We start from the raw sequence: 11,477 nt of genomic DNA on the forward strand, positions 1-11,477 counted from the left end.
ACACTCCGCAACCGCAAAAATCAGGACTGAGCCCTCCGCATGACTACGCAAATCCGCAATTGGCTGTCCCTGCTCGGCTGCGCCGTTGTTCTGGCAGCACCGCAGGCGATGGCGCTTTCCGCCGGCGATCAGCAAGGCGAGAAGGAGTTTTACCTCGGTGCCTTCGGCGCCTACGAGATCGGCGACGGTCAGCGCGAATCGAAGAACGGTTACGGTTTCCAGGGCACGGCGGGCTGGGCGTACAACGACAACAGCTCGCTGGAACTGTCGTTCCTCGGCGTGGGGCGCAAGCGTGATCTCGATGGCCGCAAGGACTATCTGAACGCGCTGATGCTCAACTACGTACGCGATTTCGGCATGTATGAGTTCGCCACACCGTTGCTGCCGCGCTTCAAGCCCTATGTGCTGACCGGCGGTGGCGCCGTGCTCGAAGACGTGCGCGGCGATAGCCATTTCCATCCGGCCATCAATATCGGTACTGGCCTGCTGATACCGCTGCGCTTCGGTTCCTGGGATTGGGGCTGGGGACTGCGCACCGAGGTCAAGGGCCTGGTGCAATACAACGCCAAGGACTCGGCACCGGCGAACGAAAACTTCCTGGTCGATTTCCAGGCGCTGGTCGGCCTGCATATCCCGCTGTCGTTCGGCCATAGCCGCAAGCCTGCGCCGCCGCCAGCCGATTGCGCCGTGGCGGTGGTCGATCCGGTCACCGGCCGTCAGGATTGCCTTGCCGATTCCGATCACGATGGCGTGCAGGACGCCAAGGATCAGTGCCCGGATACCGTTGCCGGCACCGTGGTCAACGAAGTCGGCTGCGCGGTCGACAACGGCGATGCCGACCATGACGGCGTGCCCGATATCGGCGACCAGTGCCCGAACACCGCCGCCGGCCTCGCCGTCGACGGCCAGGGCTGCGCGGTCGAGCAGACCATCAGCCTGCAGTCGGTCACCTTCGAAACCGCGTCGGCCGTGCTGACTGGCCAGGCGACCAACGTGCTCGATGGCTTCGCCCGCGCGCTGTCCGGCCAGGGCAACATCAAGGCCGAGATCGCCGGCCATACCGACAATGTCGGCAGCCCCGCCTTCAACATGACCTTGTCCAAGCAGCGCGCTGCCGCGGTACGCGAATACCTGATCAGCAAGGGCGTGGCCGGCAATCTGCTGAGCACCACCGGCTACGGACAGGAACAGCCGATCGCCTCGAACGACGATGAAGCCGGCCGCGCGCTGAATCGCCGGGTCGACTTCCGCATCGTGCTGGAGTGAGCCGGCCGCAGATCGATCTGGAACAATGGCGCATGACTGACGACATCGCCTCGCCCTGCATCGGCACCTGCAAGCTCGACACCCAGTCGGTGTGCATCGGCTGCGGCCGGTCGATCGCCGAAATTGCCGAGTGGTCGAAGGCCGCTAATCCGCGCCGGCTGGTGATGGTAGAGAACGCACGGCTGCGGCTGGCCGCGATCGTCCAATCCCAGGGGCGTCTTCAGGTCAATCCAAGGGCGCTGTCGTGAGCCAGAACAATCGCGACATCCGACTCGATGACTTCCGCCATCGCCTGTCGCTGGACGTGCGTTGGGGCGATGTCGACATGTTGGGCCACGTCAACAACGCCAAGTACTTCACCTACGACGAGTCAAGCCGCATCGCCTATTTCGAGCCGTTCGGGGTCGACGATCCGCGCATGTGGAAGGACTACGGTCTGATCCTGGCGTCGATCGGCGCCGACTTCATCCAGCAGGTGCATTACCCGGCGCAGCTCACCGTCGGCACGCGGGTGACGAAGATCGGCCGCAGCAGCATGAACACGCTGAGCGGCTTGTTCGTCGGCGATCAGTTGATGGCCGCGGTGCGCGGCGTGCTGGTCTGGTTCGACTACGTCAACCAGAAGGCGATGCCGGTGCCGGAGCACATCCGCGCCGCGATCCGTGCCCGCGAAGCGGTGGCGCCGGAAGAGTAGGCGCCCTTATTTGACGATCTCCTCGATCGCCGTGACCTTGCCGTCGACGAACACCACGCGCATCTTTTCATCGGCATTGTTGCCGTAAGTGCTCAGGCCGATGCCGCCGCCGACATTGCCCGAACCGCCTCCCAGGCCGAAGCCGAACGACGGGCCGGTGCGGGTGCTGTAGCTCCAGACTTCCTCGCTGCCGGTGGCCGTGGTCCGGTTGAAGCGGCGACGCGGCTCACCGAGTGCGATCTGCGCCTGCTCTTTGGTATAGCCGATGTCGACCTGACCGGCCGCCAGCTTCTGCTGCACCTCGGGCGGATAGCTTTCGTAAACCGACTTCTTGTCGTCGATACGCGACGCTGGCGAACTGCAGGCGGCGAGCAGCACGGAGGCGGACAGCAGCAGCGGCAATCGGAACGAGCGTTTGGCGAGCATGAGCGTCGACATCCTGGAACGAATGAGGTGGGTGCTTCCGGTTCTGAGACCGCGTGGCTGGCATCGCGGTTCGCGACGCCGGCCACATGGTCGCAGAGCGCCAATCAGGGCGTAAGGTTGCGCGCCTGTTCGGCTGCATTGCCGGTATAGCTGCCCGGTGTCAGCGCCAGCAACCGCGCCTTCGCATCGGCCGGCAGTTCCAGCGCTTCGACGAAGGCGCGAATCGCCGCGCCATTCAGTCGCTGGCCGCGGGTCAGCTTCTTCAGCTGCTCGTAGGGTTCCGGCAGGCCGTAGCGGCGCATCACGGTCTGGATCGCTTCGCCCAGGACTTCCCAGTTGTCGTCGAGATCGGCGGCCAGCTTCGCCGGATCGGCATCGAGCTTGGACAAGCCCTTTTCCAGAGCCTGGAAGGCGATGATCGAATGGGCGACGCCGACGCCGAGATTGCGCAGCACGGTGGAATCGGTGAGATCGCGCTGCAGGCGCGAGATCGGCAGTTTCTGGGTCAGGTGATCGAGCACCGCGTTGGCGATGCCGAGATTGCCTTCGGCGTTCTCGAAATCGATCGGATTGACCTTGTGCGGCATGGTCGACGAACCGACTTCGCCTTCGACCGTGCGCTGCTTGAAGTAGCCCACCGAAATGTAGTTCCAGACGTCCCGCGAGAAGTCGATCAGGATCGTGTTCGCACGCATCAGCGCGTGGAAGTAGCGGGCGACGAAATCGTGGTTCTCGATCTGCGTGGTGTACGGGTTCTGGACCAGGCCCATGCCTTCGATCAGCGCTTCCGACAGCGCCGGCCAGTCGACTTCCGGATAGGCGATGGTGTGCGCGTTGTAATTGCCGACCGCGCCATTGGCCTTGCCGAACAAGGCAACAGTAGCCAGCTGGTTGCGCTCGATGATCAGGCGATGGGCGAACACCGCGATCTCCTTGCCCAGGGTTGTCGGGCTGGCCGGCTGACCGTGGGTGCGGGCCAGCATCGGCAGCTCGCCGTACTTGTGGGAAATCTTGGTCAGCGTGTCGATCAGCTTGTCGAGCGCCGGCATCAGCACCAGCTCGCGGGCGTCACGCAGCATCAGCGCATAGGCGAGGTTGTTGATGTCCTCGCTGGTGCAGGCGAAATGGATGAACTCGCTGATCGCCGACAGTTCGGCATGGCCGGCAACCTGCTGCTTCAGGTAGTACTCGACCGCCTTCACATCGTGATTGGTGGTCTTTTCCAGTGCCTTGACCTTGGCCGCTTCGGTGACATCGAGGCCATCGCAGATTTCGGTCAGGCGGGCCTGGGCGGAAGCGGACAGCGCCGGCACTTCCGGGATGCCCGGATGGGCGGCCAGCGCCTGCAGCCAGCGCACTTCGACCTCGACCCGGTAACGGATCAGGCCGTACTCGCTGAAGATCAGGCGCAGGCCCTGGGTCTTGTCGGCGTAGCGGCCGTCGATCGGTGAGATGGCGGTCAGACTGCTGAGATTCATTCGGGACTCGTCGGGGATTGAAGCGAAAGGGGCCGGCGGCGGGGCCGGCTGCGGCCTGGGAGATCGGGCGGCCGGCTTGCGGCAGGCGGGATTTTACGCGAGCCTCCGGCGCGACTGTCTAAACCGGAAGTATCCGCATGGCGAAGTCGCGCATCGAGCATGACAGCATGGGCGAGGTCCGGGTGCCGGCGGAGGCCCTGTGGGGCGCGCAGACCCAGCGCGCCGTCGACAACTTCCCGATCTCCGGTTTGAAGATGCCGCGCGGCTTTATCCGCGCACTGGGCCTGATCAAGGCCACGGCCGCCGAAGTCAACGCCGAGCTGGGTCTGCTCGATGGCGCCGTTGCCCAGGCGATCGTCGCCGCCAGCCTCGAAGTGGCTGCCGGGCGTCATGACGCGCAGTTCCCGATCGACATCTTCCAGACCGGCTCGGGCACCTCGAGCAACATGAACGCCAACGAGGTCATCGCCCATCTGGCCGGCTCGGTGCTCGATGTCGCCGTGCATCCGAACGATCAGGTCAACCTCGGTCAATCCTCGAACGACACCATTCCGGCCGCGATCCACGTCGCCGCCACGCTCGCGGTGCGAGAAGACCTGCTGCCGGCCTGCAAGCAGCTGGCGAAGCAGATCGAGCGCAAGGCCAAAGCGCTCCGCGGTGTCACCAAGACCGGCCGCACGCATCTGATGGACGCGATGCCGCTGCGCTTCGATCAGGAACTCGGCGCCTGGGCCAGCCAGATCCGCGACGGCAGCGCGCGGATCAAGGCGGTGCTGCCGCGCCTGCAGCGGCTCGCACAGGGCGGCACTGCGGTCGGCACCGGCATCAACGCCCATCCGAAGTTCGCCGCCAAGTTCGCCAAGCGCCTGGCCAAGCGCTGCGCGGTGGCCTTCGTGCCGGCGCCGAACCTGTTCACGGCGATGGCGACGCAGGACACGGCGGTGGAACTGTCCGGCCAGCTGAAGACCCTGGCCGTGAGCCTGACCAAGATCGCCAACGATCTGCGCTGGATGAACTCCGGGCCACTCGCCGGCCTTGGCGAGATCCGCCTGCCGGCCTTGCAGCCGGGTTCCAGCATCATGCCGGGCAAGGTCAATCCGGTGATTCCGGAAGCAGTGGCGATGGTCTGCGCCAAGGTCATCGGCAACGATACGACCATCACCATCGCCGGCCAGAGCGGCAGCTTCCAGCTCAACGTCATGCTGCCGCTGATCGCCCACGATCTGTTGCAGTCGATCGGCCTGCTCGCCAATGCGGCGCGGCTGCTTGGCGACAAGGCGATTGCCGGCTTTGAAGTCGACGAAGCGCGCATCGCCGAATCACTTTCGCGCAATCCGATCCTGGTCACTGCGCTGAATGCGGTGATCGGCTACGAGAAAGGCGCTGCCATCGCCAAGCAGGCGTATCGCGAAAAGCGGCCGTTGCTCGAGGTGGCGCTGGAGCAGACGGGTTTGAGCGAGGACGAACTGCGGGCGTTGCTCGATCCTGCGTCTCTTACCGAGGGTGGCATCAAGGGGCCGGGTGGGGCGGGTGGTTGAGTGCGGTTGATGAGTATCGAAATCCGTAACGAAGCTGCGCGGGACATCGCCGCCATCGAAGCCGTCACCATCGCCGCTTTTCTCCAAGCGGCGCACACCGACCACACCGAGCAGTTCATCGTCGATGCGCTTCGCAAGGCGGGTCAACTGACGATCTCGCTGGTCGCCGACGATGATGGTGCCGTCATCGGGCATGTCGCGGTGTCGCCGGTCGTCCTTTCCGATGGTGCAAGCCGCTGGTATGGATTGGGGCCGATATCGGTAGTGCCCGGGCATCAGGGGCGGGGTATCGGCAGTCAATTGATGACGCGGGCGCTCGCGGAATTGCGTGCATTGGGCGCTGCCGGCTGCGTGGTGCTGGGAGATCCGCGCTACTACGCGCGCTTCGGCTTCAGGGCAGAGCCGTCATTGGTCCTGCCGGATGTTCCAGCGGAGTATTTCCAGGCCATCGTGTTCAGTGGCCAACTGCCTTCGGTGACGGTTTCCTACCATCAGGCTTTCGCGGCGCGAGCCTAGCGTTTGATGCAGAAGCCGAATGCTTCCGTGATCCGCTGAATTGCAAGCGATAGACTTCGGGCCCTGCTCCAAGAAACGATCGCGGCACAACGATGACCAGCGAATACATGCTGTACCGGGCGCGGCCGCAGTTCGGCGCGTTTAACACCTGGCAGAACCCGCATTTCGAGCCGCTCGGCACGGTCGAGGTGCTGGCCGTTGCGATCCGCAATCTGTTCGCCACGCAGCTGCGCTGGAGCCGTTACGACGAAGGCGGCTGGGTGTTCGCCGAAGGCAAGGATGGCAGCCACACGATCGACCTGATGTTCCGCGCGGCGACGCACGGCGCAGTCGACTATGTGGTGATCCGCAAGGGCGATGGGCCGACGATCGTCAAGCTCGTCGAATGGCTGGATCTGAACTTCGTCTTCGATCCGGTGCGGAACAAGTATCTCGATCCCTATCACTGCGATGAAGCCGGTCAGCCGCTGATCGCCAAGGGCCTTTACGAATTGACGGCAGAGCGGCGGCTGGTGTCCTGAGCCAGCACACCGGGGCAGAGCACAGTGCCCGGCCCCGGTGCTGCGCTCAGGGCTGGATCGTCGCGATCGTCGTCGGGCCCTGTTCGACCAGGCATTCGCCGCGCGTGCCCTTGTTGATCAGGGTGCTGTAGGTCGAGTCGCTGGCCTTGCAAGCCACCCAGCTGATGTCGGCGTCGACTGGCGCAAAGCCATTCAGTGCCAGGCGTGAGCCGGCGGCAATCTCCACCGATTCGAAGCCGCGACGACCGATGGCGTCGCAGCGCTTGGCAGCGCCCTGTTCGGCGTCGATGCAGTACGACACCTTCACCGCGTACGCGCAGTTGTTGACCAACATGGCCATGTCACGCTGACGCATGCCGACATTGCCGCGCACGCTGATGCAATTACTGGCCACGGCCGAGTTGTCATGGCTCAGGCGGACCGGTTCGCTCTTCAGCAGCAGCGAGCCATCGGCGGTTTCGGTGTAGTTCGAGGCGGCCAGCAGCGTGGCGTCAGCTTGCGCGGCAGGAATCGCGGCAAGGCAGGCGGTGGCAGTGAGCAACAGGGCAAACGGACGGCTGAGCGGGGTCAGGCTGTTCATCGGTGTCTCTCCGGAATGGGGGCGAGTGAGGAAGCCGCCGGTGATCCGGTTCTTTGCTTCCTGCACCTTCGATGCGCCAGCCCCTGCATCCGGTTGCAACGCTTGGACGATTTAATCTCGTCGTCACAAACGGTCATCGTCCCCGCTATCCAGACAGCTCAGACGGTGAGCACCGTCGCGCCACTGGTCTGCCGTGATTCCAGTGCGGCCTGCGCCTGGGCGGCATCGCGCAATGGATAGCGCTGCTTGATCTGCGGTTCGATCACACGGCTGGCAATCGCTTCGAACAGCGCGTTGGCTGCCGCATCCAGTTCGGCGCGCGAGTTGGTGTAGTGAGCGAGCGTAGGCCTGGTGAAGTACAGCGAACCCTTCTCGGCGAGCAGCACCGGCTCGAACGGCGCGGCCTTGCCGGAGGCGTTGCCGAACGATACGAACAGCCCGCGCGTTCTCAGCGAATCGAGCGAGCCTGTGAAGGTGTCCTTGCCGACCGAGTCATAGACGACATCGACGCCGCGGCCATCGGTCAGGCGGCGCACTTCGCCGGCCACGTCCTGTTCGCGATAGAGGATCACCTCGTCGCAGCCGGCGGCTTTCGCCAGCACCGCCTTGTCCGCCGAGCCGACGGTGCCGATCACGCGCGCCCCCAGCTTCTTTGCCCAGGGCACCAGCGCCGAGCCGACGCCGCCGGCCGCCGCATGCACCAGCAAAGTTTCGCCGGCCTGCACGGCGTGCGTCAGATGCAGCAGGTAGTAGGCCGTCATGCCTTTCAACATCAGCGCCGCGGCGGCTTCATCGCTGACCGTGTCCGGCACCTTCACCAGCCGTGCTGCCGCGAAGTTGCGCAGTTCGCAGTAAGCGCCGAGCGGCCCGGTGCCGTAGGCCACGCGATCTCCGACCGCGAAGCCGCTCACCTCGGGGCCGACTGCGGTGATCACGCCAGCCGCTTCCTGGCCCAGGCCATGCGGCAGCGGCGCCTTGTAGACGCCGGCGCGAAAGTAGGTATCGATGAAGTTCAGGCCGATCGCCGTGTGGCGCAGCTGCACTTCGCCGACACCGGGCGGTGGCAAGGTCTCGTCGAAGGTTTCGAGAACTTCGGGGCCGCCGTGCTGGCGAATGCGGATGCTCAGGCTCATGAGGAAGGGTCTGTACGCATTAATTGGATCACTGCGTTGCGAGTCAAAAATTCGCCAGGCGAGGCGCGAGCCGCAGAGAATAGTCGTTCTATTCTCAAGGCTCGCAACGCGGCATGGCGAATTTTTGGCCGCAACCCTTCGGGGCGGGATCATTTCTGCGCATTGCTGCCTTACTCGTCGCGTCAATGAGTCGGCCATTGACCGCTCCTCGTTCGTTGCACTGCGCAGAAATGATCTCCGCCGCAGCGACCCAAATAATGCGTACAGACCCTAGAATGGGGCTCAAGTGAAGCTGCAGTGTAATGGCGTGCAGGCAGGCTTCGAGCGGTTCGGATGCATCGGACACAGCATCGCAGTCGTCCTCATCACGATCCTCAGCCGAACGCATGGACCTCATCGCGGTCCTAACTTTGCAACCTCGATCCGGAATCCGATGACCCGTTTCAGTTTTCGTCGCCTGAGCTTGGTGGGTTTCCTGCTCTGCGTTTCAGGCTTGGCCTTCGCCCTGGTGCTGCAGCACGGTTTCGGGCTGGAGCCTTGCCCGATGTGCATCTTCCAGCGCGTTGCGATGGCTGCTGCTGGCCTCTGCTTCCTCGGGGCGGCGATTCACGCCCCGACGGGACGTGGTCGCCGCATCTGGTCGATCCTGGCGCTGCTCGGCGCTCTGGCCGGTGCCGGCATCGCCGCACGCCACGTCTGGCTGCAAGGCTTGCCGCCCGGTGAAGCGCCGGCCTGCGGCCCGACCCTGGACTATCTGCTCGGCATGCTGCCGGTCGCCGAAGTCGTGCAGATGGTGCTGAAGGGCGATGGCAACTGCGCGAAGATCGATGCCGCCTTTCTCGGCATCAGCCTGCCGGGCTGGACCCTGGTCCTGTTCATCTTCCTGAGCCTGTACGCGCTGCTGCTGCCAAGCCTGGCGCGCCGCCATTCGATCTTTGCCTGATCCCTTTCCCCAATACTTTCTGAGCCGAGCTTAATTCGCATGTCCAAGACCCAGATGATCGCCACGACGGATGTTTCCGACGCCCATCCCGACGCCCAGGTGGCCGAGCCGGTGTTCGCCGATTTCGGCGGCAAGCTCGATTTCCACGGCCCGATCAAGACGCTCAAAGTGTTCGAGGACAACGCCCAGGTGCGCGCCGTGCTCGAAACGCCGGGCAAGGGCCGGGTGCTGGTCGTCGATGGCGGTGGTTCGCCGCGTTGCGCGCTGGTCGGCGGCAATCTGGGCGTGCTTGGCGTCAAGAACGGCTGGGCCGGCATCGTCGTCTACGGTTACATCCGCGATTCGATCGAGATTTCGGATCAGAACATCGGCGTCAAGGCCCTCGGCACTCATCCGCGCAAGAGCGAGAAGGGCCTGCATTCGGCAGTCGAGGACAAGCTGCTCGAATTCGCCGGGGTCCGCTTCAAGCCGGGCGCCTACCTGTATGCCGATGCCGACGGCATCGTCGTCACCGATCAGCCGGTTCACAGCCGCTGAGCACGACATGAGGCTCCGTCCGGCCGGCTCGCGCCGGTTGGCGGCAACGCGCAAGGTCACACTGCCGGTGTCGCCGTTGCGGGCGCTGCCCTCGGCCATTACCTGCGAGACCTGCTGTGCGTGATTTCCGCATCTCCTTCCTGGTCAGCGCGATCTGTCTGATCGCCGCTGGCGTCTGGGGCTATCAGACCGAAGTCGGTCTGGCCACGGCGCTGTGGCTGACCATCGTGCTGGCGGTGCTGGAAGTGTCGCTGTCGTTCGACAACGCCGTGGTCAACGCCGGCGTGCTGAAGGACATGAACGCCTACTGGCGACGCCTGTTCCTGACCGTTGGCATCCTGATCGCCGTGTTCGGCATGCGCCTGGTGTTCCCGATCGTCATCGTCGCGGTGGCCACCGGCCTCGGCGTCTGGCCGGTCGTCGACATGGCCCTGAACAACCCGGACGAATACAGCGCCGTGCTCGGCCACGCCTATCCTGCGATCGCAGCGTTCGGCGGCATGTTCCTGCTGCTGGTGTTCCTGAACTTCCTGTTCAACGACAAGCGCCAGCTGTACTGGCTGGGCAGCAGCGAACGCTGGCTGGCCAGCCTCGGCCGCATCGAAAGCGTTGCCGTGCTGGTCTCGCTGGTCACCCTGTTCGGCACCCGCTGGTTCCTGCCCGATGTCGTCGAGGACGACGTGCTGGTGGCCGGCCTGGCTGGCGTCATCCTCTACATCGGCGTCGATGCCCTGGGCAGCCTGTTCGGCGAGCCGGGCGAAGCGGTCGCCAGCGGCGTCAAGCGCAGCGGCCTCGCCGCGTTCATGTACCTGGAAGTGCTCGACGCGTCGTTCTCGTTCGACGGCGTCATCGGCGCCTTCGCGATCACCCGCGACGTGGTCATCATCATGCTCGGTCTCGCCATCGGCGCCATGTTCGTGCGTTCGATGACGGTGTATCTGGTCAACAAGGGCACGCTCGACGAATACGTGTTCCTCGAACATGGCGCGCATTATGCGATCGGCATGCTGGCGGTGATCATGATCGCCGGCACCGTCGTCCATGTGCCGGAAGTGGTCACCGGGTTGCTCGGTATCGCGTTCATCGGCGCATCGGTCTGGAGCTCGATCCGCTACAACAAGCGCCAACAGGCGCTGGATTCGAGGCCGTAAGAGAGATTACTTTCCGCCGTATGGCAGTTGCCTGCCAGATGGCGTGACGCCAGGGCGCTGGATACGCGAGGATAGAGTTCAGGCGGGTAGATTCCGGAATCTATTGTCATGAAGCAGCTTGCGATCACCCTCAAACGCGACGTGCCCTGCGACCTCGGCGCAAGGCTGACCTTGCTGGTCACCAAACTGGCGGATAAATGGCTGTCCCCGGACCGCAGCCCACAGACCGAGGCGACCATTCTGCTGATCACCCGGCACCGTTCGGATCTGATCGTGCTGACCTCGCATGATCCGCAGGCGTCGTGGCGGCAGTACGAGTTCTGGTATCTCGGGGGGCGGCCGTCGGAAGTGAGGTTGTCGATTCGGCCGAAGCAGCAGGCGGGCTAGAGTGGCTTACGGTCAGCCCGTGTAGGTCGGGAAAGCGGCTTCATCGCGCATCCTGACGGATTTGATTCCGGTTCGATTGATGTGCTTTCGGACTTGATCGGCCTGCGGTTTTGTTTGCTGACTTCACCGAACTATTCCGCGCTTCCGCGCGGGTCACTTTCCTTGAACGCCCAAGGAAAGTAACCAAAGGAATGCGCCCCGCGGCATGCCGCCGACTCGCGAGAAGAAGAGGCGCGAGTCGGTTCCCTGTGCTTCTCGCGCTCTCCGGGGCACCGCGCCGACAGGCCATCCATGGCCTGGCAGCGCT

Annotated in this window: 14 protein-coding genes; 10 read left to right on the forward strand and 4 right to left on the reverse strand. The window is 64.2% G+C overall.

What is annotated here, in order from left to right:
- Window positions 1-39: 39 nt before the first annotated feature.
- Genes G513_RS25075 through G513_RS0115235 form a run of 3 tightly spaced genes read left to right on the forward strand, consistent with a single transcriptional unit; the run spans window position 40 to window position 1,960 of the window.
- Entirely contained in the window at window positions 40-1,266 is a 1,227-nt protein-coding gene (locus G513_RS25075; protein ID WP_022977717.1) for an OmpA family protein, read from the forward strand.
- 32 nt (window positions 1,267-1,298) lie between these two features.
- The gene (locus G513_RS23370) at window positions 1,299-1,514 is read left to right on the forward strand and encodes a DUF1289 domain-containing protein (RefSeq protein ID WP_051144463.1); all 216 of its coding nucleotides are present in this window, start codon (window positions 1,299-1,301) and stop codon (window positions 1,512-1,514) included.
- A complete protein-coding gene (locus G513_RS0115235; RefSeq protein WP_022977719.1) occupies window positions 1,511-1,960 on the forward strand; it encodes an acyl-CoA thioesterase in 450 nt (149 codons plus the stop codon). The genes G513_RS23370 and G513_RS0115235 overlap by 4 nt, the downstream gene beginning before the upstream one ends.
- 6 nt (window positions 1,961-1,966) lie before the next feature.
- On the opposite strand, the gene G513_RS0115240 is transcribed toward G513_RS0115235, so the two are convergent.
- Together G513_RS0115240 and purB are read right to left on the reverse strand one after the other, a co-directional pair.
- Window positions 1,967-2,386 carry a hypothetical protein gene (locus tag G513_RS0115240; protein ID WP_156891704.1) on the reverse strand — a complete coding sequence of 140 codons (420 nt, stop codon included), beginning with the start codon at window positions 2,384-2,386 and terminating at the stop codon, window positions 1,967-1,969.
- A gap of 104 nt (window positions 2,387-2,490) precedes the next feature.
- A complete protein-coding gene (gene purB, locus G513_RS0115245) occupies window positions 2,491-3,864 on the reverse strand; it encodes an adenylosuccinate lyase (RefSeq protein ID WP_022977721.1) in 1,374 nt (457 codons plus the stop codon).
- A 137-nt stretch (window positions 3,865-4,001) separates the two neighbouring features.
- On the opposite strand from purB, the gene G513_RS0115250 reads away from it, so the two are divergent.
- The 3 genes from G513_RS0115250 to G513_RS0115260 all read left to right on the forward strand — a co-directional run bounded on the left by G513_RS0115250 (window position 4,002) and on the right by G513_RS0115260 (window position 6,439).
- On the forward strand, window positions 4,002-5,402 hold the full coding sequence (locus G513_RS0115250; protein ID WP_022977722.1) for a class II fumarate hydratase: 1,401 nt from the start codon (window positions 4,002-4,004) through the stop codon (window positions 5,400-5,402).
- A gap of 9 nt (window positions 5,403-5,411) precedes the next feature.
- Entirely contained in the window at window positions 5,412-5,918 is a 507-nt protein-coding gene (locus G513_RS0115255; protein WP_028475604.1) for a GNAT family N-acetyltransferase, read from the forward strand.
- A 92-nt stretch (window positions 5,919-6,010) separates the two neighbouring features.
- Window positions 6,011-6,439 (forward strand): hypothetical protein, encoded by a 429-nt coding sequence (locus tag G513_RS0115260; RefSeq protein WP_022977724.1) that lies wholly within the window; start codon window positions 6,011-6,013, stop codon window positions 6,437-6,439.
- Between the two features lie 46 nt (window positions 6,440-6,485).
- Here G513_RS0115260 and G513_RS0115265 read toward each other — a convergent pair whose 3' ends face one another.
- Window positions 6,486-7,019, reverse strand: a complete 534-nt coding sequence (locus tag G513_RS0115265) for a hypothetical protein (RefSeq protein ID WP_022977725.1) — start codon at window positions 7,017-7,019, stop codon at window positions 6,486-6,488.
- Between the two features lie 158 nt (window positions 7,020-7,177).
- Complete coding sequence (locus G513_RS0115270; RefSeq protein WP_022977726.1) at window positions 7,178-8,152, reverse strand: quinone oxidoreductase family protein; 975 nt, start codon at window positions 8,150-8,152, stop codon at window positions 7,178-7,180.
- A gap of 433 nt (window positions 8,153-8,585) precedes the next feature.
- Here G513_RS0115270 and G513_RS0115275 point away from each other — a divergent pair, with 433 nt between their 5' ends.
- The 4 genes from G513_RS0115275 to G513_RS0115290 all read left to right on the forward strand — a co-directional run bounded on the left by G513_RS0115275 (window position 8,586) and on the right by G513_RS0115290 (window position 11,170).
- Window positions 8,586-9,095 carry a disulfide bond formation protein B gene (locus G513_RS0115275; RefSeq protein ID WP_022977727.1) on the forward strand — a complete coding sequence of 170 codons (510 nt, stop codon included), beginning with the start codon at window positions 8,586-8,588 and terminating at the stop codon, window positions 9,093-9,095.
- A 39-nt stretch (window positions 9,096-9,134) separates the two neighbouring features.
- On the forward strand, window positions 9,135-9,632 hold the full coding sequence (gene rraA / locus G513_RS0115280) for a ribonuclease E activity regulator RraA (protein WP_022977728.1): 498 nt from the start codon (window positions 9,135-9,137) through the stop codon (window positions 9,630-9,632).
- Between the two features lie 116 nt (window positions 9,633-9,748).
- Window positions 9,749-10,783, forward strand: a complete 1,035-nt coding sequence (locus tag G513_RS0115285; protein ID WP_022977729.1) for a DUF475 domain-containing protein — start codon at window positions 9,749-9,751, stop codon at window positions 10,781-10,783.
- A 108-nt stretch (window positions 10,784-10,891) separates the two neighbouring features.
- The gene (locus G513_RS0115290; protein ID WP_022977730.1) at window positions 10,892-11,170 is read left to right on the forward strand and encodes a hypothetical protein; all 279 of its coding nucleotides are present in this window, start codon (window positions 10,892-10,894) and stop codon (window positions 11,168-11,170) included.
- Window positions 11,171-11,477: the final 307 nt, after the last annotated feature.

Origin of the sequence: Nevskia ramosa DSM 11499 (assembly GCF_000420645.1) — a bacterium.
GTDB lineage: Bacteria > Pseudomonadota > Gammaproteobacteria > Nevskiales > Nevskiaceae > Nevskia > Nevskia ramosa.